The 25,592-nt window shown below is 60.3% G+C and carries 28 protein-coding genes; 24 read left to right on the top strand and 4 right to left on the bottom strand.

Features of this window, described 5'->3' with window-relative positions:
• Positions 1-39: 39 nt before the first annotated feature.
• The 6 genes from AO388_RS11430 (at position 40) to trpE (ending at position 6,400) form a co-directional block, all read left to right on the top strand.
• Positions 40-1,074 (top strand): polyamine ABC transporter substrate-binding protein, encoded by a 1,035-nt coding sequence (locus tag AO388_RS11430; RefSeq protein ID WP_003433222.1) that lies wholly within the window; start codon positions 40-42, stop codon positions 1,072-1,074.
• Between the two features lie 77 nt (positions 1,075-1,151).
• Complete coding sequence (locus tag AO388_RS11425) at positions 1,152-2,399, top strand: ABC transporter permease (RefSeq protein ID WP_003372759.1); 1,248 nt, start codon at positions 1,152-1,154, stop codon at positions 2,397-2,399.
• Positions 2,400-2,410: 11 nt separating this feature from the next.
• Positions 2,411-3,232, top strand: a complete 822-nt coding sequence (locus tag AO388_RS11420; protein WP_003394916.1) for an ABC transporter permease — start codon at positions 2,411-2,413, stop codon at positions 3,230-3,232.
• Between the two features lie 126 nt (positions 3,233-3,358).
• On the top strand, positions 3,359-4,033 hold the full coding sequence (gene rpe, locus AO388_RS11415) for a ribulose-phosphate 3-epimerase (RefSeq protein WP_003304938.1): 675 nt from the start codon (positions 3,359-3,361) through the stop codon (positions 4,031-4,033).
• On the top strand, positions 4,030-4,848 hold the full coding sequence (locus AO388_RS11410; RefSeq protein WP_058416475.1) for a phosphoglycolate phosphatase: 819 nt from the start codon (positions 4,030-4,032) through the stop codon (positions 4,846-4,848). Before rpe ends, AO388_RS11410 begins: the two co-directional genes overlap by 4 nt.
• 70 nt (positions 4,849-4,918) lie before the next feature.
• Positions 4,919-6,400: an anthranilate synthase component I gene (trpE, locus tag AO388_RS11405; RefSeq protein WP_003433217.1), complete on the top strand. Its 1,482-nt coding sequence runs from the start codon at positions 4,919-4,921 to the stop codon at positions 6,398-6,400.
• Between the two features lie 385 nt (positions 6,401-6,785).
• Here trpE and estP read toward each other — a convergent pair whose 3' ends face one another.
• From estP to AO388_RS11385, 4 genes are all read right to left on the bottom strand, one after another.
• The gene (estP, locus tag AO388_RS11400; protein ID WP_058416485.1) at positions 6,786-8,708 is read right to left on the bottom strand and encodes an esterase EstP; all 1,923 of its coding nucleotides are present in this window, start codon (positions 8,706-8,708) and stop codon (positions 6,786-6,788) included.
• Positions 8,709-8,813: 105 nt separating this feature from the next.
• Complete coding sequence (locus AO388_RS11395) at positions 8,814-9,056, bottom strand: pyocin activator PrtN family protein (protein WP_003316268.1); 243 nt, start codon at positions 9,054-9,056, stop codon at positions 8,814-8,816.
• Positions 9,057-9,177: 121 nt separating this feature from the next.
• A complete protein-coding gene (locus AO388_RS11390; protein ID WP_002551908.1) occupies positions 9,178-9,426 on the bottom strand; it encodes a DUF1654 domain-containing protein in 249 nt (82 codons plus the stop codon).
• Positions 9,427-9,578: 152 nt separating this feature from the next.
• On the bottom strand, positions 9,579-10,190 hold the full coding sequence (locus tag AO388_RS11385) for a LexA family protein (RefSeq protein WP_003372744.1): 612 nt from the start codon (positions 10,188-10,190) through the stop codon (positions 9,579-9,581).
• A 189-nt stretch (positions 10,191-10,379) separates the two neighbouring features.
• Here AO388_RS11385 and AO388_RS11380 point away from each other — a divergent pair, with 189 nt between their 5' ends.
• From AO388_RS11380 to AO388_RS11295, 18 genes are all read left to right on the top strand, one after another.
• A complete protein-coding gene (locus AO388_RS11380; RefSeq protein ID WP_058416474.1) occupies positions 10,380-10,823 on the top strand; it encodes a hypothetical protein in 444 nt (147 codons plus the stop codon).
• Between the two features lie 272 nt (positions 10,824-11,095).
• Positions 11,096-11,290, top strand: coding sequence for a Com family DNA-binding transcriptional regulator (locus tag AO388_RS11375; RefSeq protein ID WP_003372742.1), 195 nt, complete (start codon positions 11,096-11,098; stop codon positions 11,288-11,290).
• 2 nt (positions 11,291-11,292) lie between these two features.
• Positions 11,293-12,465, top strand: a complete 1,173-nt coding sequence (locus AO388_RS11370) for a cellulase family glycosylhydrolase (protein ID WP_016982694.1) — start codon at positions 11,293-11,295, stop codon at positions 12,463-12,465.
• 122 nt (positions 12,466-12,587) lie between these two features.
• Complete coding sequence (locus AO388_RS11365; RefSeq protein ID WP_003411734.1) at positions 12,588-12,977, top strand: hypothetical protein; 390 nt, start codon at positions 12,588-12,590, stop codon at positions 12,975-12,977.
• Positions 12,958-13,296, top strand: coding sequence for a hypothetical protein (locus AO388_RS11360; RefSeq protein ID WP_003372736.1), 339 nt, complete (start codon positions 12,958-12,960; stop codon positions 13,294-13,296). Before AO388_RS11365 ends, AO388_RS11360 begins: the two co-directional genes overlap by 20 nt.
• A gap of 46 nt (positions 13,297-13,342) precedes the next feature.
• Complete coding sequence (locus AO388_RS11355) at positions 13,343-13,933, top strand: phage tail terminator protein (RefSeq protein ID WP_003433201.1); 591 nt, start codon at positions 13,343-13,345, stop codon at positions 13,931-13,933.
• A complete protein-coding gene (locus AO388_RS11350; RefSeq protein ID WP_003419716.1) occupies positions 13,930-14,118 on the top strand; it encodes a DUF2635 domain-containing protein in 189 nt (62 codons plus the stop codon). Before AO388_RS11355 ends, AO388_RS11350 begins: the two co-directional genes overlap by 4 nt.
• Positions 14,119-14,136: 18 nt before the next feature.
• Entirely contained in the window at positions 14,137-15,633 is a 1,497-nt protein-coding gene (locus AO388_RS11345) for a phage tail sheath subtilisin-like domain-containing protein (RefSeq protein ID WP_058416473.1), read from the top strand.
• A 60-nt stretch (positions 15,634-15,693) separates the two neighbouring features.
• Complete coding sequence (locus AO388_RS11340) at positions 15,694-16,041, top strand: phage tail tube protein (protein WP_003372729.1); 348 nt, start codon at positions 15,694-15,696, stop codon at positions 16,039-16,041.
• Positions 16,038-16,334, top strand: a complete 297-nt coding sequence (locus tag AO388_RS11335) for a phage tail assembly protein (protein WP_003316280.1) — start codon at positions 16,038-16,040, stop codon at positions 16,332-16,334. The genes AO388_RS11340 and AO388_RS11335 overlap by 4 nt, the downstream gene beginning before the upstream one ends.
• 130 nt (positions 16,335-16,464) lie before the next feature.
• Positions 16,465-18,624 (top strand): phage tail tape measure protein, encoded by a 2,160-nt coding sequence (locus AO388_RS11330; protein ID WP_058416472.1) that lies wholly within the window; start codon positions 16,465-16,467, stop codon positions 18,622-18,624.
• A complete protein-coding gene (locus AO388_RS11325) occupies positions 18,621-20,045 on the top strand; it encodes a DNA circularization protein (RefSeq protein WP_058416471.1) in 1,425 nt (474 codons plus the stop codon). The genes AO388_RS11330 and AO388_RS11325 overlap by 4 nt, the downstream gene beginning before the upstream one ends.
• 3 nt (positions 20,046-20,048) lie before the next feature.
• Positions 20,049-21,176 (top strand): phage baseplate assembly protein, encoded by a 1,128-nt coding sequence (locus AO388_RS11320; protein ID WP_003372722.1) that lies wholly within the window; start codon positions 20,049-20,051, stop codon positions 21,174-21,176.
• Positions 21,173-21,685, top strand: coding sequence for a phage baseplate assembly protein V (locus AO388_RS11315; RefSeq protein WP_003372720.1), 513 nt, complete (start codon positions 21,173-21,175; stop codon positions 21,683-21,685). Before AO388_RS11320 ends, AO388_RS11315 begins: the two co-directional genes overlap by 4 nt.
• The gene (locus AO388_RS11310; protein ID WP_003394886.1) at positions 21,682-22,080 is read left to right on the top strand and encodes a phage GP46 family protein; all 399 of its coding nucleotides are present in this window, start codon (positions 21,682-21,684) and stop codon (positions 22,078-22,080) included. The genes AO388_RS11315 and AO388_RS11310 overlap by 4 nt, the downstream gene beginning before the upstream one ends.
• Positions 22,070-23,110, top strand: a complete 1,041-nt coding sequence (locus AO388_RS11305; RefSeq protein WP_003433197.1) for a baseplate J/gp47 family protein — start codon at positions 22,070-22,072, stop codon at positions 23,108-23,110. The genes AO388_RS11310 and AO388_RS11305 overlap by 11 nt, the downstream gene beginning before the upstream one ends.
• Entirely contained in the window at positions 23,098-23,697 is a 600-nt protein-coding gene (locus AO388_RS11300; protein ID WP_003394883.1) for a YmfQ family protein, read from the top strand. Before AO388_RS11305 ends, AO388_RS11300 begins: the two co-directional genes overlap by 13 nt.
• Before the next feature lie 10 nt (positions 23,698-23,707).
• Positions 23,708-25,582, top strand: coding sequence for a hypothetical protein (locus AO388_RS11295; protein ID WP_058416470.1), 1,875 nt, complete (start codon positions 23,708-23,710; stop codon positions 25,580-25,582).
• Positions 25,583-25,592 lie beyond the last annotated feature (10 nt).

The following is a 25,592-nucleotide window of genomic DNA, read 5'->3' as shown; positions in this document are numbered from 1 at the left end:
CCAATCGCTTACCAACACTGCTCGTGGAGAAAAGAACCTATGTTGAAGTCTTTGAAGTTCACCGCTATCACGTTGGGCCTGATGTGCGCCGCGCAGGCCATGGCTGCCACCGACCTGACCGTCATCTCCTTTGGCGGTGCCAACAAGGCCGCTCAGGAAAAAGCGTTTTACGCGCCTTGGGAAAAGGCCGGCAACGGCAAGATCATCGCCGGTGAGTACAACGGGGAAATGGCCAAGGTCAAAACCATGGTCGACACTAAGAGCGTTTCCTGGGACTTGGTAGAAGTCGAATCGCCGGAACTGGCGCGTGGTTGCGACGAAGACATGTTCGAAGAGCTGGACCCGAAACAGCTGGGCAATGCTGCTGACTTCGTGCCTGGCGCCATCACCACCTGTGGTGCCGGCTTCTTCGTCTGGTCCACCGTGCTGGCGTACAACGCTGACAAGGTCAGCACTGCACCCAGCGGCTGGGCCGATTTCTGGGACACCAAGAAATTTCCAGGCAAGCGCGGCCTGCGCAAAGGCGCCAAGTACACCCTGGAATTCGCCCTGATGGCCGACGGCGTTGCGCCGAAAGACGTCTACAAGGTATTGGCCAGCAAAGATGGCCAGGACCGCGCGTTCAAAAAGCTGGATGAGCTCAAGCCAAACATTCAGTGGTGGGAAGCTGGCGCACAGCCGCCGCAGTACCTGGCTTCCGGTGATGTGGTGATGAGCTCGGCCTACAACGGCCGGATCGCCGCCGTGCAGAAGGAAAGCAACCTCAAGGTCGTGTGGGCTGGCGGCGTGTACGACTTCGACGCTTGGGCCATCCCGAAGGGTTCGAAAAACGCCGATGCCGCGAAGAAGTTCATCGCCTACATGCTGAGCCCCGATCAGCAGAAGACCTACTCGCAGAACATTGCCTACGGCCCGGCCAACACCCAGGCGGTCAAGCTGCTGGACAAGGAAACCCTGCAGAACATGCCGACCACGCCTGAGAACATCAAGGATCAGGTGCAGATGGACGTGGCGTTCTGGACCGACAACGGCGAATCCCTCGAGCAGCGTTTCACTGCCTGGGCTGCCAAGTAAGTCATTTGCGTTGAGTCAGAACCGGGCGCTCCCTGAAACGGGGAGCGCCCCCTCGTTGAAAGATCCCGGAGTTCGCTATGGCCATCGCCGTGCCCCTGACTGAAGGCGCCAGCCCCAACTTGAAGCAACGTCTCGCTCGCGCCGAGCGGGTCAACCGCTGGAAGGCTCAGGCACTGATCGCGCCGTTGGTGATTTTCCTGTTGTTGGTGTTTCTGGTGCCCATCGCCGCGCTGCTCTACAAGAGTGTTGGCAACCCGGAAGTCGTGACTGCACTGCCGACCACTGTGGTCGAAGTGCAAAAGTGGGATGGAAAAGGGCTGCCGCCCGAGTCGGTCTACAAGGCAATGAGCCTGGACCTGGCCGAAACACGCAAGAATTCCACGCTGGGCGATCTGTCCAAGCGTTTGAACATGGAACTGGCCGGTTATCGCAGCCTGCTGAGCAAGACCGCCCGCGCGCTGCCGTTCAAGACCGAGCCTGCCTCTTATAAAGAAGCGCTCGAAGCATTGGACGAGCGCTGGGGCGACCCGGCGTACTGGCAGGCGGTGCGCCGCAATACCAGCAGTGTTACGCCGTATTACCTGCTGGCGGCCGTCGACCATCGTATCGATGACCTCGGCGAAGTCGCCCCGGCGACCCCGGACCAGGCGATCTATCTGGACATCTTCGCCCGCACATTCTGGATGGGCCTGGTGATTACCGCGATCTGTCTGGTACTGGCTTATCCGCTGGCCTATCTGCTGGCCAGCCTGCCCGCCCGGCAGAGCAACCTGCTGATGATTCTGGTGCTGCTGCCGTTCTGGACCTCGATTCTGGTGCGCGTGGCTGCCTGGATCGTGTTGTTGCAGTCCAGCGGTCTGATCAACAGTGCGCTGCTGGCGATGGGCATCATCGACAAGCCGCTGGAGCTGGTCTTCAACCGCGTCGGCGTGTACATCTCGATGGTGCACATCATGCTGCCGTTCATGATCCTGCCGATCTACAGCGTGATGAAGAACATCTCCCCGACCTACATGCGCGCTGCGATTTCGCTGGGCTGCCACCCGTTTGCGAGCTTCTGGCGCGTGTACTTCCCGCAGACTTACGCCGGGATCGGCGCCGGCTGCCTGCTGGTGTTCATTCTGTCGATTGGCTACTACATCACCCCGGCATTGCTGGGCAGCCCGAACGATCAGATGGTCAGCTACTTCGTCGCCTTCTACACCAACACCAGCATCAACTGGGGCATGGCCACCGCGCTCGGCGGGCTGCTGCTGTTGGCGACCATCGTGCTGTACCTGATTTATAGCTGGCTGGTCGGCGCCAGCCGCCTGCGTCTGAGCTGAGGAGTGTCACCATGCTGAACCCTTACACATCGCCGATCGAGCGCCTCTGGTACTACGCCTTGCGCATCATCTGCACCCTGGTGCTGCTGTTTCTCGTGCTTCCGGTATTGGTCATCGTGCCGCTGTCATTCAACTCCGGCAGCTTTCTGGTCTACCCGCTGCAAGGCTTCTCGTTGCAGTGGTATCAGGACTTCTTCAACTCCGCCGAGTGGATGCGCGCGCTGAAGAACAGCATGATCGTCGCCCCGGCCGCGACCCTGCTGGCGATGGGCTTCGGCACGCTGGCAGCGATCGGCCTGACCCGCGGCAACTTCCCTGGCAAGGCGCTGGTCATGGCCTTGGTGATTTCGCCGATGGTGGTGCCGGTGGTGATTGTCGGCGTCGCCAGTTACCTGTTCTTCGCGCCGCTGGGCCTGGGCAACAGCTACACCTCGCTGATTCTGGTCCATGCGGTGCTGGGTGTGCCGTTCGTGATCATCACCGTGTCGGCGACCTTGCAGGGTTTCAATCACAATCTGGTGCGTGCGGCTGCCAGCCTTGGTGCGTCGCCACTGACCGCCTTCCGGCGCGTGACCCTGCCACTGATTGCGCCGGGGGTGATTTCCGGCGCGCTGTTCGCCTTCGCGACCTCGTTCGACGAAGTGGTGGTCACGCTGTTCCTCGCCGGGCCGGAACAAGCCACCTTGCCTCGGCAGATGTTCAGCGGCATTCGCGAAAACCTCAGCCCGACCATCGCCGCCGCTGCGACCTTGCTGATCGGTTTTTCGGTGGTCTTGCTGCTGGTGCTTGAGTGGTTACGCGGGCGCAGCGAAAAACTCAGAACGGCTCAGTAACCGAGCGCGACAAGTCTCAAGCGGCCAGCCAGGGCGAATCCATTGGCGTGCAGCTTGAGGCTTACCGCTCCGGGCGAAGCTTGGCGTACAATCCGCGCACCGTGATTCTGCTCAAACAGGTGCGTCATGCAGCCCTTCGTTATTGCCCCATCGATTCTTTCCGCTGACTTCGCCCGTCTGGGTGAGGAAGTCGACAACGTGCTGTCCAGCGGCGCCGACTTTGTCCACTTCGATGTCATGGACAATCACTATGTCCCGAACCTGACCATTGGTCCGATGGTGTGCAGCGCGTTGCGCAAATATGGCGTCACCGCACCGATTGACGTGCACCTGATGGTCAGCCCGGTGGATCGCATCATCGGCGACTTCATTGAGGCCGGTGCCACCTACATTACCTTTCACCCGGAAGCGACCCAGCATATTGATCGTTCGCTGCAGTTGATCCGCGAGGGTGGCTGCAAGGCGGGCCTGGTGTTCAACCCGGCCACGCCGTTGAACCTGCTCGAATACGTCATGGACAAGGTCGACATGATCCTGCTCATGAGCGTCAACCCCGGTTTTGGCGGGCAGAAGTTCATTCCCGGCACGCTCAACAAGCTGCGTGAAGCACGCGCCTTGATCGATGCTTCCGGACGCGACATCCGCCTGGAAATCGACGGCGGCGTGAACGTCAACAATATCCGCGAAATTGCAGCGGCAGGTGCTGATACCTTCGTCGCCGGTTCAGCCATTTTCAATGCACCGGACTACCGCGAAGTGATCGAAAAGATGCGCACAGAACTGGCGTCATCCCGCGCATGAGCGGCTTCGAGCAGCTGTTTGCAGGCAAACTTCCCAAGCTGATCATGTTCGACCTGGACGGCACCCTGGTGGACTCGGTGCCCGATCTGGCCGTGGCGGTGGACACCATGCTCGCCGAGCTGGGGCGTCCGATCGCCGGGCTGGAATCGGTGCGGTCCTGGGTGGGCAACGGTGCGCCGATGCTGGTACGCCGCGCGCTGGCCAACAACCTCGACCACAGCGGGGTCGATGACGCGCTGGCCGAGCAGGGCCTGGAGATCTTCATGCGCGCTTATGCGCAGAAGCATGAGTTCACCGTGGTCTATCCCGGCGTGCGCGAAACCCTCAAGTGGCTGCAGAAAATGGGTGTCGAAATGGCCCTCATCACCAACAAGCCGGAGCGCTTCGTCGCGCCGCTGCTGGACGAGATGAAACTGGGGCGTTTCTTTCGCTGGATCATCGGCGGTGACACCATGCCCCAGAAAAAGCCCGATCCTGCTGCACTGTTTTTCGTGATGAAAATGGCCGGCGTACCGGCCTCGCAATCACTGTTCGTTGGCGATTCGCGCAGTGATGTGCAGGCGGCCAAGGCTGCCGGTGTGGCCTGCGTCGCGCTGAGCTATGGCTATAACCATGGGCGGCCGATTGCCGAGGAAAACCCGGCGATGGTCATCGATGATCTGCGCAGGCTGATTCCCGGTTGCCTGGACATGGACGCTGAGATACTGTTGCCCGACATCAAACGTCCCTCCTCAAGAGAATCCATCGTGGTGGTCACTCGCAAACTCTGGATGAAAGTCATCAAGGCCCTGGCCCGCTGGCGTTGGCGCGCCTGACCTGATTCTGGCCGGCCTGCCGGCACGTTTGCCTACCTGACCGTTTTGTCCTCAAACCACGAGGTTGCTCATGAACCGTGAAGAATTCCTGCGTTTGGCCGCTGAAGGCTACAACCGCATCCCGCTTGCCCGCGAAACCCTGGCCGACTTCGACACACCGCTGTCGATCTACCTCAAGCTTGCCGACCAGCCCAACTCCTACCTGCTGGAGTCGGTTCAGGGCGGCGAGAAGTGGGGGCGTTATTCGATCATCGGCCTGCCATGCCGCACGGTGATGCGCGTGCATGGTCATCACGTCAGCGTGACCCATGATGGCGTCGAGATCGAAAGCCTGGATGTCGAAGACCCCCTGGACTTCGTCGAGACCTTCAAGGCGCGCTATAACGTGCCGACGATTGCCGGGCTGCCACGCTTCAACGGCGGGCTGGTGGGCTACTTTGGCTACGACTGTGTGCGCTATGTCGAGAAGCGTCTGGCCAACTGCCCGAATCCTGACCCGCTGGGCGTGCCGGATATCCTGTTGATGGTGTCTGACGCGGTCGTGGTGTTCGACAACCTGGCGGGCAAGATGCACGCCATCGTGCTGATTGATCCAGCGCAGCAGGACGCCTACGCAAGTGGTGTGGCGCAGCTCGATGAACTGATGCACAAGCTGCGCCAGCCGATCACGCCGCGCCGCGGTCTTGATCTGGACCGGCCTCCGGCTGCCGACCCGGTGTTTCGCTCCAGCTTTACTCAGGATGATTACGAGGCGGCGGTCGACACGATCAAGCAGTACATCCTCGCTGGCGACGTGATGCAGGTTGTCCCGTCACAGCGCATGTCCATCGATTTCAGCGCCGCGCCCATCGATCTGTATCGGGCGCTGCGCTGCTTCAACCCGACGCCTTACATGTATTTCTTCAACTTCGGCGACTTCCATGTCGTCGGTAGTTCGCCGGAAGTGCTGGTGCGGGTCGAGGACAACCTGATCACCGTGCGTCCGATTGCCGGTACTCGCCCTCGTGGCGCCACCGAAGAGGCGGATCGCGCGCTGGAAGAAGACCTGCTTTCCGATCACAAGGAAATCGCCGAACACCTGATGCTCATCGATCTTGGCCGCAACGATACCGGTCGGGTGTCCGAGATTGGCACGGTCAAACTGACCGAGAAAATGGTCATCGAGCGTTATTCGAACGTGATGCACATTGTGTCCAACGTTACAGGCCAGTTGAAAAGCGGGCTGAGCGCGATGGACGCTCTGCGCGCGATTCTGCCGGCCGGCACCCTGTCCGGAGCACCGAAGATCCGCGCCATGGAAATCATCGATGAGCTGGAGCCGGTCAAGCGCGGCGTCTATGGCGGGGCAGTCGGTTATCTGGCCTGGAACGGCAACATGGACACGGCGATTGCGATTCGGACTGCGGTAATCAAGAACGGTGAGCTGCATGTACAGGCCGGTGGCGGCATTGTCGCCGACTCCGTGCCAGTGCTGGAATGGGAAGAAACCCTGAACAAACGCCGCGCCATGTTCCGCGCCGTGGCCCTGGCCTCGCAAACTGCCGAGGGTTGAGCAGGCTTGCTGCTCTGGTAATGAACGGTAGTTAGAGAGCTATCGTTCCTCACGCTCCAGCGTGGGAATGCCGTGGGTGACGCTCCGCGTCACAGATTTGCGCCGCGCCGCAGTTCTCAGGATAGGACGCGGAGCGTCCAGAAAGGCATGCCCACGCGGAGCATGGGCACGATAGTGAAACCCTGAAAAAGCGCCACGCACGATAGTTGAGATTATCGTTCCTCACGCTCCAGCGTGGGAATGCCGTGGGTGACGCTCCGCGTCACAGATCCGCACTGCGCCGCAGTTCTCAGGATAGGACGCGGAGCGTCCAGAAAGGCATGCCCACGCGGAGCATGGGCACGATAGTCAGATCATCGTCCCTCACGCTCCCTCCTGCGGCAGTCTAAAAACTCAGACTCAACGCGACATTCACCCCTTGCTGGGTAACGTCATCGTTCTTGCGCCAGTTGTAATTGCCGCGCAGTGTCAGGTCCTGAGTCAGCTTCTGGCTGACGCCCAGCGTTGCCCGGTTCAGGTCGCGTTGCGGCGTGTAGCCTTCCAGCGTGAAACCCACTGACTGGACACTGTTGAGCGCCATGGTTACGTCCTGCTGATCGGTCTCGAACTCCCGCTCATGGGCAACTTCTCCCCATACCTGTGTGCTCGGTGTCACCTGGAATTTGCCCTGTACACCCACGCCTGCACGCCGCGATTTGCGCGTCTGGTCACTGAAGGTCAGCGCGGTCGAGCGGTCGCCTTTTTCCGAGTAGCCATCGACATCGATGTGCGCGTAATCGGCGCTGACGAAAGGCGACAGATGCCAGCGACTGGTCGGGCCCGCGATGTCGAAGCCCACTCGCCCGCTGGCAGCCCACATTTCACCGTCGGTATCGCCTTTTTCCTGACCTTCGCTGACGCCCAGCGCGAACTTGCGCTCGGCATTTTCGTAGTCCAGTTTGCCGCCCGACACTGCCAGATCACCCCACCAGTGGTTGGCCTGATACTGCAGGAACGCAGTGGCGATGTAGCTGTTGAGTTTGTAGTCCGAGTCTCTTGGGCCGGCCTCAAGATTCTGGCGATACGCGCCGGCGACAATCCCTGTGCGCCAGTTTTCGGCAAACCGGTAGCTGCCGCCTATGGTCAGGTTATAGCCTCTTCCGTCAGCATCAGCCGAGCTGTCCTGCGCGTCGAAGTCCATTTTCTGACCGCCTGCCGAAAGCATGCTCTGCCACTGCCCGACACCTTGCCAGTTGCCCCAGTCGCTGAGCCACTGGGCGCGAATTTCGTCCTGATGCATACGCAGCGTGCCATTGGCCATTTCCGGCAGCAGGGAGACTTCCCAAGGGGCCGAAAGCAGCGAGTAGGCGTAGTCGGCCAGCAACCTCTGTCCGGCCTCGGTCGGGTGCACGCGATCGTTGAAGAACAGCCGGTTCGGATTCGGCGTCGCACTGGACCTGCCGTTGGTGGTGCTTTCCCGGCAGCTATTGCCGCTGAAACAGGTGCTGACCAGATTCTCGTTGGGATCGAACCCGAAGCGTGCCGGTTCAGCGAGGATCTCATTGATCAGCAACGGAACGTTCAGCGGAATGATCTGCGCATTGATCTGCGCCAGTCGGCTGACCAGTTGCTGATTGAAACCCGCGCTGAGTGCCGAGGTGGCCGAAGCCAGTGGCGAACCGCTCAAGGCTGGCGTTTTACCGATGTCCGGCAGCAACCAGACCATGATGTAGCGCGCACCGGCCTGTTGCAGGGCTTGCGCGCTGTCCGCCAGCTGATTGGCAGCTTGCGCGGCGCTGCTGGCACTCAACACGCGACCTTGCAGAAAGTCGTTGCCGCCTCCGGTCAGGTAGTAAAGAGCGTTGGGGTCAGCGCGAAAACCGTTGGCGGGCAGATAACCTGTCCGGCTGCGCAGCAGCGTGCCGGTGTTCGGGTCGACGACGGTGGATTGCGAGTTGATCGAGTCGAGAATCTGATCGGTCCGATAGCCGCCGACCGCCCAGTTATTGCCATCGGGCACTCCCAGCGCAGCATTGACCGGTGACGTCGACGCCGCCAGATCTCCTGACGGCACACCGAGCATCCTGCCGATCAGCGTAGACGAGTTCAGGTTGAACGCTTCACCGCTGCCGTCCTGATAGGTGGGGCCGACACGATTGGTGAACCTGAGCGTGGAGCCTCTGGGCCCGGCGGTGTCCGGAAACTGCCCGGCATCGGCGAGACTGTCACCGAACACCACCATGGTCGAATAGGGCGCGGCAGCAGCGCTGCCGCAGGCAAGCGATAACAGGCAGGCCGCGAAGGGCCAGCGCCTTGATGTCTTGGTCATGAACGGATCCCGATTGTTTTTGTTTTGTACCGGAAACGTAGCAAGATTTTTCATGACTGCAAAGTTCGATGAACATTATCGCGCTGCGGCGGTGCTTTTTTGACCTCAGGCTGCCCTGTTGGTCACGATGGCGCTCAGGTAGTTAGCCAGGTCATGCAGGTACACGAAGGGGTGACCCTGACGACTGCCGCCTGTGCGGCTGACTTTCAAGTCGATGCGTCCTGCGTTGATCTTGCGCAGCAGATTCCTGTCGTTCGACAGGTGCGAAAAATAACGCTCTCGGACGGCGCTCAGTGAAGGGCACGGCGTGGCGAATTCTTTGCGAAGTTGATCCAGTATTTCGTTCATTCCATGACTCCCTGTGGTTTGCATGTGAGTACTCCCGAGATGGGGTGCAGACAAACAATACGATATGTAGCGCGTCGTGACAATACAGTTTGTATTTTAAATACGATTTGTATTGTTCGTCTCACAGGGAATCGATGTACCAGGACACGCGAGCAGTGCCGTTTTCAGGATTGCGGGTCACGCTGATACCTTCGGCCTCGCTGATCTGATCCATGATGCGCTCCCAGTGAGCCACCGATTCGCCAGGCTCCCTGATCAGCAGGACCTGATGCTCGATCTGCGCCTTGTCACTGGTGATAGCGTCCTGAATGCGCTGTGCCAAGGCCAGGTAAGCGTCATGTTGCGAGGTGTCGGGGAACTGCTTGAGCATGAGTGAACTCCTTTTTACTGTATGTGCATACAGTAATTGAGGGGTGTTTCTCACGCAAGCTACAAATGTTTCCTACACGGACACCTGCCCGGGACGAAACAGTGGCGCATGAAAAAGCCCCGGTTATCGGGGCTTGGACGTGGCATGCCGGGTCAGAGACGCATCGTCATCTGCCTGATGACACCGATCAGTTTGCACTCCTCGGTCACCGCAAGGGTCGGGTAGGCGGGGTTCAGCGGCTTGAGAAAGTAGCGTCCGGCGTCTTCGACCAGTTTTTTGAACGTGGCCTCGTTACTTTCCGGCAGTTTGGCGATGACCAGCTTGCCGGCAGTGGGCTCGATTCCGGTGTCGACCAGAATCAACATGCCTTCAGGAATGCTCTGGCCTGCGGGTGCGGTCATCGAATCGCCACGGACCACCAGCCAGAAGGCTCTGCCCTTGGCTTTATAGTCGCTGATCTCGAAGGTGTCCGAATAGCCGGCAGGGTAGGGCTCGACGGCTTCACTCCAGCCACCGGCCTCTACCCAGCTGATGACCGGATAGCGATAGAAACGCGAGGGCTGCACCGTGGGCTCCACGTTGTGCATGCCGGGCTCGCTGGCCGGAATGGAGGTGGTGAGAATCGGCAGGCCGAGTTCTGTCAGGAATCGATTGATAACCTCGATCTTCGGCTCACGCTTGCCATTCAGCCAATGCCCTACCGCGCCGGGCGTCACGCCCATCCGCTCAGCCATCTCTTCCTGGCTGATCTGCTGGGTTTCCATGACCTGTCTTGCGACTTCATACCATTTTCTGTTCATGCGTCGAATCATACAGGCTGTAGGGTGTTGAGCAATATACATAATGTAATGCTTCGTTGTGTCATAAAAATACAAAATGTATTGTAAGGCCTTGGTTCTGCGCAGCGAAAGACGCTGCGCAGCGTTTCAGAAAGGTCCTACAGGAGAGACACGATGATCGAGAAAATAGAAGCCGTGATGCAGCATTGGGGTGAACAGCGCATGCGCATTGGCCTGGGCGGCGGACTGAGCAGCCCGATGGCCGGGATCATGGAATGGGGCGCGTACATTCCGCGCCGCACACCCGGCTCGCGCGCACTGGTGGGTAATGGCAGCGGCCTGGACTATATAAGCAGCGAAGTCGAGGCGGCTGTGGCGCAGCTTTCGCGCAGCCCTGCAAAGAGCCGCGGGCCTGAACTGGCGCAACTGGCGACATTGCGTTATGTCGAGTCGTTGCCGGTGCGCGAGCAGATGCGTCTGGTGGGCATCAATGAAGGCGCAGACCGCACCTATCGCAACTGGATCAACAAGCTTCACCAGCAAGTGCTGGCGACTCTCGCTGAGCGCAGCGCCTCCAGAAGCAACAACGCCGTCGCCGACAAGGCTGCGCAAGGGTAAATGAAGACACGGTTTCACGCCGTTTATCCGGGTCGATTGCACAGCTGTGGCCGAACTCGTGTTGAACTCCGGTCAAACTCGACCCACCCCGAAACTGCCCCTTCCCAGGCTTTCCGGAGGGGGGTAAAAAGGTCCCACGATATGCGATTTGCGCCTCAGGGCAGCAGCCGGAAACAGGCTGATCAACAGCCACAACCGGTCACTCGCGACCCATCTCAAACCCCGCCTCGGCGGGGGTTTTTATTGGGCCAGGCACACGGAGGCCAGTGCACATGTTGAAGGACTATCGATGCGGGCAGTGCAAAAAGCTGCTGGCCCGCATGGGTGAGTACACAGAGCTCCAGATCAAATGTTCCCGCTGCGGAACGTTGAATCATGTGAAGGCCACGAGCCTCGAGTTATCGCCGTTGAGCGACAGAGGTACAGCAGCGTCGTTGCTGCCTCGCGGTGCTAACCAGAGGTATTAATCATGTCCAATAGCAGTTCTGCTGTCAGCCAGCTCAAGAATATTCCGCTGGTAGGTATCAACCTGGGTTCAGTGGCAAACGCCGGGCAGATCGTGCCGGGCGAGGCAGGGACTCATTATCAGTGGCCCAATCGTGGAACCATCACTACCTGGGTCAAGAATCGGGGCGTGCGTCTGATCCGTTTCCCGTTCGAACTTCAGCGCGCTATTCAGCTGTCGACTCTGGACGGCTTGCCAGGCCAAGGGGCGAACCTGAATACCGACTTCGTGAAGCGCTGGAAAGAAATGCTTGGCTGGATTCGTGAAGACTCCAATGGCGAGGCCAGAATCATTCCTGATCCGCACCACTACATGCGTTTGCATCGCTACGAAACCGATGCAAACGGGAACCTGACCGGGCGCATTCTTCCTGCCGCGGAGGCCGGTAATCAGAACGGCTGGAAGGCAACCGAGTCGGTATTGATCAAGGATGGGAACGGTGTCAGTGGCACTTTCTGGAGCGCCGTTCACCTGGCCAACTTTCACCAGAAGCTGGTCACCGAATGCGACGATCCGATGGTGCTGGGCTGGGGGTTGGGTAACGAGCCGTATTCGAATACTACGGTGGGTGCCAAGGACTACATTACGTTCCCTGCTCTTGAGGCGCTGTACATCAGCACGATGAATACCGTGCTGCAGGCGTTGCGCAACAGCTCGAAAAAGCCGGTGTTCATTTGTGGGCTTGAGTTTGCAAGCGCCAGAAACTGGGCCACCGTCTCTGCCAACCTTCAGTCGAAGATCGTCGACCCGGCCAATGCAATTGTCTGGGAAGCCCATGCTTACGGCGATTACGATAAAAGCTCCAGCGGTGCCTACGCCAATAACAACGACCTGATCTCGCCGACCGTTCTGCGCGATGAAATCGTGGGTCCGTTTCTGACCTATGCCAAGACCAACAAGATGGCCGCATTTATCGGCGAAACAGGGATTCCGCCAACGGCTGCCGGTCGCACCGCGCTGAAAAACCTGCTCGATAAAGCGAAGGCGGAAAAAGTGCCAGTGACACTGTGGGTCACAGGGCCAGGCACCGATGGCGAAAAGATGAGCCTGGAGGCCAGCAATCAGGCGGAGACCGTCGCACTGGTCACACCGTACTTTGCCGAGCGTATTGCCCTGTGGGGTTATGCACAGGCATGACGGTGCAAGTCATTCCGTTCTGACCCAGCAACGGAGCCCCGCATCAAGGGGCTCTTTCCAGTTTATTCAGGCTTTCGATTTTCGAGGGCCTTGAGAGTCCACCACCCTATTACGGAGCACCAATGGACCCAACCGACCTAGGCCCAGGCACAGCTACCTGGCTGGGCGGCACGGGCACAATTCTGCTTGGCGGCTTTCTATGGCTGCGCAAGTTTCTTTCCAGAGATGCAACAGACCGGGCGATGGACAACGCGGACATCGGTACGGTGCGCCGCCTCAATGAACTGCTCGACTCCGAGCGCCAGGCGCGCAAGGAAGCTGAAGCGCGGGCTGATCAGTTCGCCAAGGAGCGCAACGAGCTCGCCGCAGCGGTTGGGCGGATGGAGGGCAAGATCGAAGCCCTCACCAGCCACATCGTTCAACTCACCGACAAGGTCACCACGCAAAGCGCCGAAATAGCCCGGCTGCGATCCCAACTCGGAGGTGCAAACGATGCACAGATGCGCAATTGATTTCATCGCTCGCCATTGGTGGCGGCGCCTGGAGGTCTGGCTGATTTCCGTGCTGCTGATCGCTGGCTGCCTGATGCTCGGTTTTCAGGCCGGGCAGTGGTCGGCGAATGCCGAGCATACGCAGCAGCTGGCCGAGGTTCGCAATGCCTACGACGCGGCACTGGGCAAGCGCGACCGGCGCCTGGACAGGCTGGCCGAAACCACCACCCAGGCGGCAGACAAGGTCGAGAGTGCTGCATCAATTGCCAATCAGGCCGCTCACACGGCCAGCCGTGCTGCAGACAAGGCTGATGAGGCGTTGGGCAAGGCGAACCAGTAGGCGTTTCCCACGCCGCAATCAACCTTCAACACACGCGGAACCCCTCATGAAGATAACCCCGATAGTTGCCCACTTGCAGGCGACCTGCCCGAGCTTTGCCGGGCGAATCAGTGCCGGTATCGACTGGGCGGCGGTCGCCCTCGGTGATCAGCTCGCCCACCCGTCAGCGTACGTGATTGCCACTGGCGATCAGTCCACCGCCAACGATTTGCAGAACGTCATTCGCCAGAACATCACCGACACGATCGATGTCGTGGTGGTGCTCGATGGCGGTGACAAGCGCGGGCAGGAAGCAAGTGAGCAACTGCATGCCCTGCGCGCCGAACTGTGGCGTGCGCTGGTGGGCTGGAACCCGGATCACGATTACGACGCGATGCAGTACACCGGTGGCGCGCTGGTGCAGATCAGCGGCGACCGGGTGACGTATCGCTTCGGCTTTGCAGCGCAGTTTCAACTGGGCCGCAATACCTCCGATCAGCCTGCCGAGACCTGGCACGAAGCGTATCTGGATGGTTTGCCCGGGTTTACCGGCGCCACCATTGAGATGGACTGCGTTGACCCCGCAGATCCGAACCTGAAATCCCCCGGCCCTGATGGCCGTATCGAAGCGAAGTTCACAGCAGAGGTAACCCCATGACTCAACGCATCACTGTAGTACCGGCCGAGGGCCGCACTGTGCCGGATCCGGAGGCGGGCGATTTGCTGCCCGTCGAAGGCCGGCAGGTGACCTTCAACGCCTGGTGGCAGCGTCGTCAGAACGACGGCGACATCACCCTTAAAACCGAGCAATCCACCACCACCCATCAAGCCTTCACGGCTTAACCAAGAGGAAGCCAAACAATGGCTATCAGCTTTAACAACATTCCATCCGATGTTCGCGTTCCGCTGTTTTATGCGGAGATGGACAACTCGGCCGCCAACAGCGCGTCGGCCAGCATGCGTCGACTGATCGTTGCGCAGGTCAACGACGATGTGTCCGGCCCCGAACTGGGTTCTCTGGTGCTGGTGCCAAGCGTGGCGCTGGCGAAAAACATCGGCGGTCAGGGCTCCATGCTGGCCTCGATGTATGAAACCTGGCGCAAGGCGGACCCCACCGGCGAAGTCTGGTGCCTGCCGCTGCTCAATACCGAAGGCGCCAAGGCCAGCGCGAAAGTCACCCTCAGCGGGGCGGCGACCGAAGCCGGTCTGCTGAACCTGTATGTCGGCGGCATGCGAGTGCAGGCCACTGTCGTTAACGGCGCAACCGCTGCCCAGGCGGCCACGGCACTGTCGGTGAAAATCAACGCCACACCTGATCTGCCGATCACCGCGGCTGTCGAAGCGGGTGTGCTGACCCTTTCCTGCAAATGGAGCGGGGCAAGCGGCAATGACATCCAGCTGGAATTCAATCGCCAGGGCAAGACCAATGGCGAAGTCATTCCTGCCGGCCTGACGGCGGCAGTCACCGCCATGACCGGTGGCGTAGGTACGCCTGATCAGCTCAAGGCACTGGCTGCGCTGGGCGATGAGCCGTTCGAGTTCATCTGCATGCCCTGGACCGACACCGCCACGCTGGATGCCTGGAAAGCGGCAATGGACGACAGCACCGGTCGCTGGAGCTGGGCGCGTCAGTTGTACGGTCACGTTTACAGCGCCAAGCGCGGCACGGTCGGTACGCTGGTGGCCGCAGGTCAACTGCGCAACGATCAGCACATCACCCTGCAGGGTGTCGAAAACGGTGTGCCGCAACCTGTCTGGCTGCAAGCCGCTGCCCTGGCTGCGCGCACGGCGGTGTTCATTTCTGCCGACGCCAGCCGTCCGACCCAGAGCGGCACCATGCCTGGTATCGATCCGGCTCCGGCCAGTCAGCGTTTCACCCTGACCGAGCGTGAGTCGCTGCTGCGTTACGGCATCGCCACGGCGTACTACGAAGGCGGTTACGTGCGCATTCAGCGTTCGATCACCACCTACCAGAAGAACGCTTACGGCCAGGCGGACAACTCGTACCTGGACAGTGAAACCATGCACCAGTCGGCGTTCATCATCCGTCGTCTGCAAGGCATCATCACCAGCAAGTACGGCCGCCACAAGCTGGCCAACGATGGCACGCGCTTCGGTGCCGGCCAGCCGATCATCACGCCGAGCACCATCCGTGGCGAGTTGATTGCGCAATACGCACGTCTTGAAGAAGAGGGTCATGTGGAGAACGCCGAAACGTTCGCCCAGCACCTGATCGTCGAGCGTGACGGCAATGACCCAAGCCGCGTGAACGTTATGTTCCCGCCTGACTACATCAACGGCCTGCGCGTGTTCGCGCTGCTCAACCAGTTCCGCTTGCAGTACGACGAAGCGGCATAAGCCTAACCAACCCTTTCAAGCCCGCCTCGTGCGGGTTTTTTCATTCTGGAGATAAACAACATGGGTCAGAAAGTTGCGGGTACCTGCTACATCAAAGTGGATGGCACCCAATTGACCATCAGCGGCGGCGGCGAAGCGCCTCTGATGAACATCAAGCGCGAGACGGTCGTGCCTGGTTACTACAAGGAAACCGAAAAGGCTGCCTGGTTGAAATTCACCGCCGTGCATACCGCGGATCTGCCGCTCAAGCTGCTCACTACCGGTGTGGACATGACCATCACCTGTGAATTCAAGAACGGCAAGACCTACGTCCTGTCCGGCGCCTACCTGGTGGATACGCCGAGCAGCAAAGCTGACGACGGCACCATCGAGCTGCAATTCGACGGCAATCAGGGGAGCTGGCAATGAGTGAAGTCATCGACCTGGCCAGCCCGATCGAAGCGCACGGCGAAACCCTTTCGCAACTGACCTTCCGGCGCCCTACGGCGCAGGAAGCGCGGGCCATCAAGGCTCTGCCGTACAGGATCGACAAGAACGAGGAAGTTTCCCTGGATCTGGACGTGGCGGCGAAGTACATCGCCGTCTGCGCCGGCATCCCGCCCTCGTCGGTCAATCAGATGGACCTGTGCGACATCAATACGTTGAGCTGGAAGGTTGCGAGTTTTTTCATGGCAGCGGCATCAGCAACCTCGAAGGACTGATCGCCGTCGTTTACGACCTCGCGTATTTCTGGAAGACCGATCCCGAACTGATGATGTCCAGGCAGCTGGACGTCATCACCGAGTCGATCTTGCAGACGCAACGCATCAACCAGATCCTGCAGGGGGAGTGATGGCAGACACTATCAAGACGCTGATTACCGGCGTCGACAAGCTGTCTCCAACGCTGGCAACTATCCGCAACAACGTTGAAGGCTTCGAGGACAGGCTTAAGGGCTCTGGTCTTGGGAACGTCGAAGTGGGCGAGATGATCAAGGGCAATGCTTTGGCAGAGCCCTTGATTGCCGGGGTAAAGGCAGCGATCGGTTTCGAGACCAGCATGGCCGGCGTGAAACGGTCGGTCACCTTTGAAACACCGCAACAGTTCCAGCAGATGAGTTCCGACATTCTGGACCTCAGTGAACGACTGCCGGAAAGCGCCAACGGTATCGCGGCGATTGTCGCCGCGGGCGCCAAGGCCAATGTACCGCGCGAAGAACTGACCGGGTTTGCCAGCGACGCCGTGAAAATGGGTGTCGCATTCGATCAGACGGCGGCCGAGTCGGGCGACATGATGGCTTCGTGGCGCTCATCGTTCCAGATGACTCAACCGCAAGTCGCGGCGCTGTCCGAGAAGATCAACGTGCTCGGCGGCAACAACCTGGAAAAGAAAATCGCCACCATGGTCACTGCAATGGGCCCGCTCGGGCCGGTTGCGGGGATGGCCTCCGGGCAACTGGCGGCCATGGGCGCAACCCTGGCCAGCGTCGATGTGCCGGCCGATGTGGCCGCCAGCGGCATGAAGCGTTTCATGCAGTCGTTGACCGAAGGGGGCGCGGCGAAAGCCGGGGCGTTCGAGGCGTTGCAGCTCGACGTCAACCAGCTGACCCAAGGCATGCAGAGTGACCCGTCCGGGACCATTGAAAAGGTTCTGACGGCGGTTTCCAGTGTTGATCCCGGCAAACAGTCGGACGTCATCACGCAGCTGTTCGGTGCCGAATCGCTGGGCGCGATCACGCCGCTGCTGGCCCACCTCGATGTGCTCAGGTCCAACCTGGCCAAGGTCGGGGAGGGCGTGCAAAACAGCGGCTCCATCGAGAAGGAGTTCGCAGACAACTCCCAGACCACGGCCACTGCCATCAAAGAGATGACCAACCGTGTCGATCGTCTGGGCATCAATATCGGCAGTATGTTCCTGCCGGCGATGAACGAAGCAATGGCCGTGATCGGGCCGATGATTTCTCAGGTCGCCGCGCTGGCGGCCGAACATCCAGAGGTGATCAAGGGCGTCGTGGGCGCCGCGATTGCTTTCGGCGTGCTGCAAGTCGCCGTTCTCGCTGCGACGAGTGCCGCCAAGCTGCTGGCTGCGGTCATGGGCATGTCACCGTTGGGCCTGATCGTGCGCGGCCTCGCGCTGGCGGCAGGTTTTCTGATCGCCAACTGGTCGACCGTCGCACCTTATTTCCAGGCGGTCTGGGAGGCGATTCGCGGACCGGTGATGGCGCTGTGGGACGTACTCAAGGCGGTCTTCGCCTGGACGCCGCTGGGCATGATCGCAGCCAACTGGCAGCCGTTGTCCGAGTTCTTTGCTGCGCTGTGGGACGCGATCAAGGCGCTGGCAACCCCGTTTTTCGACTTCCTGCAGACGCTGTTCGCCTGGACGCCGTTGGGCATGGTCGTGGCCAACTGGCAGCCGCTGTCCGAGTACCTGGCCGGCCTGTGGGAAACCATCAAGGCCGAGGCGCAACCGTTTACCGATGTGCTGGCAACGCTGTTCAGTTTTTCGCCGCTGGGCATGGTCATCGAGAACTGGCAGCCGATCAAAACCTGGTTCGCAGGTCTGTGGGCGGGCATCAAGCCATTCATCGAACCGATCATGAGCCGGTTTGGTGGCGACACTGATAAGACCGTCCTGCAGAGGGCGACCGAGACGGCCAATCGGTTCGCGGAAGAACAGCGGATACGCAACGCAGGGCCGGGCGGCGGGACCGGTGCGTTTCTGGCGGCCGGTGCCGTCGAGAACGTTCGCATGAATCAGCAGTTGCTCAATCAGGCCACTGGCGTGCCGTCGACCAGCCAATTGCTCGGCGTACCCACCCCGCTGGCGCCCGGCAGCCTGTTGTTGCAACAGGGCGCAGCCGGGGCCGGCCCGCGACTTGAAGGCGAGCTCAACATTCGCTTTGAAAACGCGCCGTTGGGCATGCGCGCCGTACAAGTGCAAACCAACCAGCCGGGTTTGACGATATCGCCAAACGTCGGTTATCGAACCCTCGGCGCAGGAGCCGGATCATGAGTACATGGCGTGACAGCCTGCTGCCGGCGTCTTTCCGTGGCGTCGGTTTTTTCATTGAAAAAGCCGTCGTTCCGGCAGGTCGCAAGGGGCAGTTGCATGAGTTTCCACAACGCGACGAGCCTTATTTCGAGTCGCTGGGCAAACAGTCGAAAGTGCATACGCTGACGGGGTTCATTGTCGGTCCCGACTGTTTCGAACAGCGAGACAGGCTGCTACAGGCACTGGAGCAGGAAGGTGCCGGCGAGCTGGTGCATCCGTGGCTGGGTCGTGTGCAGGTCCAGGTTGGCGAGTGCGGCGTCACACACAACCTGAACGAAGGCGGACTCGTCCGACTGGACCTGAAATTCTATCCGGCCAACCCGCTCAAGTTTCCCGTGTCGACGCTCAATACGCGACGGCAGTTGCTGGGCGCGTCCGAGAGCCTGCTGGATTCGGCGCTCAGGCGCTACCGCTCGGTGATGGCCACAGTGGACGCGGTACGTATCAACATTCAGGCGCTGCGCAGTGCCTTGTCGGGCGTATTCGCGACCATTCAGCGGCAGTTCACACCGTTCATGACGATCTATTCGGATGTCACCGCGCTGGTGCATTCGCTGGTCAATGCGCCGTTGACGGTCAGCACGCTGTTTACCACGTTCTTCGCCAGTTTCGACGGCGACAGCCGTCGAGCCAGAAGAGCGAACGGCACCAGCAGTATTGGCGGGGCGAGTACCGGAACGAATGCCGGGTCAGGTTCCGGCAGCTCGACAGGGGGCGGTTCAGGCAGCGGTTCCGCGAGTGGCAGTAACGGCACCGCTGCGAGCAGCACGGCAGCAAGGTCCGGCAGCAATGGCGGCGTGTCCTCTGTTGAAACGGTCGATTATCGCTCCGTGATTTCCGAGGCCACGCAACAGGCGGAAGCGGTGTCCGGCATCAATCTGGTTAGCCAGGGCAGCGGGCTGGATACCGGCGTGACGGCTCAGGCCGCGGCCAATCTGGTTCAGGATGCCTTGTTGGTCAAGGTGGCGAAAATCGTCGCGAGCATGCCGGTTGCGACGACCGTCACGCCGCTCACAGTGGTGCCGTCGCTGGATCAGCAAGTGACGCAAGCGCTGCAGCGCGTCGATGTGCCGGTTGCCGATGACGTCATCGAACTGCGTGACACGCTGAGTTTGGCGATCTGGGAAGCGTCGTTGAAAGCCGATCCCGAACATTACCTGGCGCTCAACACGTTGCGTCAGGCGTTGATCAGGCACCTCAACGCGGTGGCGGCCTCCGGTGTACGTCTGGTGGACATGAAGGTCTCCGAGCCTTTGCCCGCGCTGGTGCTGGCCTATCGCCGATTCGGTGACGCCAGCCGGGCGCAGGAAATGGTGCAGCGCAATCGGCTGGCCCACCCGGGTTTCGTACCGCCAGGCACGCTGAAGATCGCACAGGAGTGACCCATGATCGACCCTAACGTTGTCACCCTGACGGTTGACGAGCACGACTATGCCGGCTGGAAGTCGGTGGAAATCTCTGCCGGTATCGAGCGTCAGGCACGCAGCTTTGACGTGAGCATTACCTGGCAGTGGCCGGGCACTGAAATCTCGCATCCGATCACGCCCGGCGCAGCGTGCGAAGTGCGTATCGGCGGCGAGTTGATTCTGACCGGCTGGGTGTTTGCCGCGCCGATCAGCTATGACGGCAAGCAAATCACGCTAAAGATTTCCGGACGCTCGAAAACCGCCGACCTCATCGACTGCTCGGCCATCAACAGGCCGAGCCAGTGGAAGGAGGTGGGGGTGTTGAAGATTGTTGAAGCGCTGGCTGCTCCTTATGGTTTGTCGGTGATCAGCGAAATACCGGAGACCTCGAAGATGGCCGATCACACCATCGAGCCTGCCGAAACCGTGTTCAAGTCCATTGACCGGCTGCTGACCCTGTTCCGGATTTTTTCCACCGATGACGAATACGGCAATGTGGTGCTGGCCAGGCCGGGTAGTCGCGGGCAGAGCGCAGACGCGCTCGAGCTCGGCAAGAATGTGTTGAGCGCCGTCATCACGCGGGACTTTTCCGGGCTTTTTTCCGAGTACCGGGTCATCGGTCAACAGACTGGTAATGACCAGACTTTCGGCAAGGAGTCGTCGGAGGTCTCGGCAGAAGTCACGGATAACCGGCATGACGACCCTGCGCATAAAAAGCGTCTTCGCGTACTGGTCGTTCATGAGGATGCGCCGATCACACCGAAACTTGCCCTGAGTCGCGCCAATTGGGAGCGTGGTCAGCGGGCCGGCAAGGCGCTGCTCACCACCTACAAGGTCCAGGGCTGGCGGCAGTCCAACGGGGCGCTCTGGCGGCACAACACCATGGTCCGGGTGATTGATCCGGTCATCGGTTTCACAAGCCGCAACATGCTGATTTCAGCCGTGACCTACTCGCTGAGCGACCAAGGCACGATCACCACACTGGTGGTCGGTCCGCCTGAAGGTTTCCAGGCCGAGCCAGGTGACCCCAACAAGCGCAGCAAGGTGCAGGTCAATCAGGACGCTTACTCCTGGCTGTTGCCCATCGACGAGGAAACAACCTCATGAGCTTACTCAATCGCATGCTGGTGCGCGGCACGGTGGTGCTCGCCAGGGCCAGCAGCAAAATGCAGGCGCTGCAAATGCGCCTCACCGCCGGAGAGGTCAAGGACGACATGGAGCACTTCGAACCCTATGGCTTCACCAGCAACCCGCTGGCTGGCGCCGAGGGCATTGCCGCCTTCATTGGTGGCGACCGGTCGCACGGTCTGCTGCTGGTGGTGGCCGACCGGCGCTATCGCCTCAAGGGCCTGGAGTCGGGCGAAGTGGCGATCTATACCGACGAGGGCGACAAGATTCACCTCAAGCGCGGCAAGGTCATCGACATTGAAACCGACACCCTGAACATCAAGGCGACGGTGGCCGTGAACTTCGACACACCGCAGATCACCCAGACCGGAAAGATCGTCTCCCAGGGCGACCAGCTTGCCGCTGGCATCAGCCAGATCAGCCATCTGCACGGCAACGTGCAGGGCGGTAATGGCCAGAGCGGGCCGCCCGTTGGAGGTGCTGGATGATTATCGAAGGCTCTCTGCAAGCGTCCTTGCTGCGCTCGGTGGTCATCAGCCTGTTCACCTGGCGGCGTGCCGAAGCGGACGACCCGTTCGACGATGCCGAGCGCTATGGCTGGTGGGGCGACACCTACCCGGCACAGGCCAATGACCGCATTGGTTCCAGGCTGTGGCTGCTGCGCCGGGTCAGGCTGACTGCCCAGACCCAGCGCGACGCCGAGTTCTATGCCCGCGAAGCGCTCGACTGGCTGATCGAAGATGGCCAGGTCAAGCACATCAACATCCTTACCGAACAGGTTCAGAGCAACCGCCTGAACCTGGGCGTCGAGCTGGTCGTCTCGGACGGTCAGCTCGTGCGTTTCAACCCTTCTGAACAGTGGCAGGTGATTTATGCCGTTTGAAACACCTACGTTACCGGCGCTGATCAACCGAACCCAGGTCGACCTCGCCGACGAAGCGCTGCGTCAGTCCGATGCGCGGGTATTGTCCCGTGCGCACAGCGGCGCGGCCTACGGTCTGTACGGCTATCAGGACTGGATCGCCGACCAGATTCTGCCGGACACCGCCGACGAGGAAACCCTCGAGCGGCAGGCCATCCTGCGCCTGAGGCAACCGCGCAAGGTGGCACAGGCCGCTACCGGCACGGTGCGCTTTACCGCTGCAGCCGGCGCGGTGCTGGATGCGGACACTGTGCTGCAGTTCAGTGATGGACGCTTCTACCGCGTGACCAAAGGCGTCACCACGGTTGCGGGCAATAACACCACCACGGTCGAAGCGGTGGATGCCGGTGTTCTGGGTAATGCGGATGCCGGTCTGGTGATGACTGCCGTGCAACCGGTCGAAGGCATCGACAGCACCTTCACCGTCATTGCCGACGGACTTTCCGGCGGCATCTCGCAGGAAAGTATCGAGTCGTTGCGTGCGCGTGTCGTGCGCTCCTACCGGGTCATCCCACATGGCGGCAATCAGGATGATTACGTGACCTGGGCGCTGGAAGTGCCGGGCGTGACGCGCGCCTGGTGTGTGCGCCGGTTCATGGGGCCGGGGACGGTGGCGGTGTTCTTCATGCGTGACGACCAGGCCGATCCCATTCCTTACGCCGAGCAGCTCGCTGCGGTCGCTGCGTATATCGAGCCGCTGCGTCCAGTCACGGCAGACGTGTATGTGCTGGCGCCGGTGCAGAAACCGGTGGTCTACACCATCCGGCTCACACCGGACACCTCCGCCGTGCGGGCGGCGGTCGAGGCGCAACTGCTGGACCTGCACAACCGTGAGGGCGGACTGGGCGAAACCCTGTTGCTCACGCACATCGCCGAGGCCATCAGCCGCGCGACAGGCGAAACCGATCATGTGCTGGTTTCACCCGTGGCCAACGTTACTGCGGCGGCCAACCAGTTGCTCACGTTCGGGGGTATTCAATGGTCGTCATAAGAACTGCCGAACATTACGCCGGACAACTGCAGGCGCTGTTGCCACCCGGTCCCGCGTGGGATCCGGAGCGGGTGCCGGAATTGCAGCAGGTCATTACCGGCCTGTCCCGCGAGTTCGCACGCATCGATGGCCGCGCGTTCGACCTGCTCAACGAGATGGACCCCGCCACCGTCAGCGAACTGGTCCCGGACTGGGAGCGGGTGATGAACCTGCCTGATCCGTGCCTGGGGCTCAAACCCTTGTTCGCAGACCGGCGTCTGTCGGTGCGTCAGCGGCTTGTGGCGACAGGAGGGCAGAACGCGGCGTTCTACATCGACATTGCCATCAGCCAAGGCTACCCCGATGCCACCGTGACCGAGCACCGAGCGCCCCGTATGGGGCGTTCGCGTTTTGGCCAGGCGCACTTCGGCACCTGGAGCGCGCAATTCATGTGGACCCTGAACACCGGCGGGCGCCAGCGCCTGGGGCGGCGCTTCGGGGCCAGCTACTGGGGAGAGCGGTTCGGGGTGAATCCCGGGCTCGCCATCGAATGTTTGATCCGTCGAGCAGCACCGGCGCACAGCGTCGAATTCGTAAACTTCAACTGAGGAACACAATGTGGATTATCCCAAGAGTGTGCCGGGCGTAGGCTTGGCAAGCGGCAAGTTTGTAGATGAAAACCCGGCGACCGGCACCCCTGGTTCGCTGATCCCGGCGCAGTGGGGCAACTCGGTGACGCAGGAGATCTTGAACGTGATCCTGGGGGCTGGTCTCGTACCTAATGAGGAGGATGTCACCCAGTTACATCGAGCCATTCTTGGCCTGGCAGCATCCGATTACAAAAAATCGGTGCGTTGCGCCACGACAGTTTCCATTGGGCTGAGCGGTTTGCAGACCATCGATGACGTCACACTGGTGGCCGGTGATCGGGTGCTGGTCAAAAATCAGGACACTGCGTCGCAGAACTGGATTTATGTGGCCGCGGCAGGCGCCTGGGCTCGTGCGCAGGATGCGAACGAAAGCACCGAATGCACGCCGGGTCATATGGTGCCGGTGCAGGCCGGCACGAAGAACGCGGGCACCGTATGGCAACTGGTGAATACGACAGTGCCGGTGCTGGGTACAACTGACCTTGCGTTCGAGCGTCTGCTGGGACGCAGTGGTGTGGCCGCGGGTGATTACACGCGGGTCAAGGTCAATAAATATGGGCAGGTGGAAGAGGGGAGCAATCCGACAACACTTAGCGGCAATGGTATTTCGGATGCGTACACCAAGGCCGAGGCCGATCTGCGCGATCTTCAGCGGCCGCTACGTGATTCCATTACCTATGTGGGGCTGGCCAACAATAAGCCTGATGCGCCTTATATGCGCCGTGAGTCCGATGGCGCTCTGGTTTCCCTGCAACCGAGCCTGGGATTCACTCCGGTACAACAAGGAGGAGGTACCGGTCAGCTAGACAACAAGGTGAAGATCGGCTGGTCGAGTAACGGCCTCAAGGCGATGGTCGATAATACTGACCTTGGCAATATCTGGTATGCGAACAACTTTAATCCAGCCACCAAAGCTGACTGGGGCACTACGCTGGCGTCTTATAAAATTACTGACGCTTATACCAAGGCTGAGGTGTATGCCAAAAGCGAAGTGGATACGCGTTTGGCAACCAGAGCATTGGCTGACAGCATTACTTATGTGGGGCTGGGCAGTGGGGATCTAGGGCAGCCCTACATGCGGCGTGCTGCTGACTCTGTCATTAGCTGGCTTCAGACAAAGTTGGGGTACACGCCCGTCCAGCAAGGTACAGGCACAGGTCAATTCAATAACGTTGTGAAGATAGGCTGGTCGGATAACGGCCTCAAACTGACCGTGGACGCTACAGACTTGGGACGCATTTGGTATGCGGCCAACTTTGATCCCAATGGAAAGGCCAACTGGGGGACCACGCTTGCTGCGTATGGCATCACCGACGCTTATACCAAGGCCGAGACGGATGCTCGTGACGCGCAGCGACCCACAGCGGACTCCATAACTGTTCTCGGCTTTGCCGGTAATGACGTAAACCTGCCTTATATGCGCAGAGCCTCTGACGGTCAGGTCTATTACCTGCAACCGCGTCTTGGCTACACGCCAGTCGAGCAGGGCGGCGGTGCCAACATGTCCGCTAACAAGGTTCGCCTTGGCTACAACGGTGCCGGTAGTTTGCGCCTTCAGGTCGACAGCTCTGACTTTGGCGACATGATCAACGATCAGAATTTGCCGGCAAAGGTTGCCGCACTGGGACTCGGCGGCATCGGTTCCTATGCATTTGCACGTGTCATCAACTCCCAGGGACAGGTCAATCAGGGAGGCACGGTATCCGGTAACAACCTGATCTATAGCTCCACAAACGGTAGCGATGGCGCCTCTAACAACTCCGGGTTTATCGGCGTAGGCACTTGGCGTGCACACGGTGCTTTTTCAGGCGGCGAACGCACACTCTTTCAACGAGTTGGATAAAGGTTTTTAT

Source organism: Pseudomonas sp. ICMP 10191 (genome assembly GCF_001467335.1).
GTDB lineage: Bacteria > Pseudomonadota > Gammaproteobacteria > Pseudomonadales > Pseudomonadaceae > Aquipseudomonas > Aquipseudomonas cerasi.
This window is presented reverse-complemented; position numbering and strand designations above follow the sequence as displayed.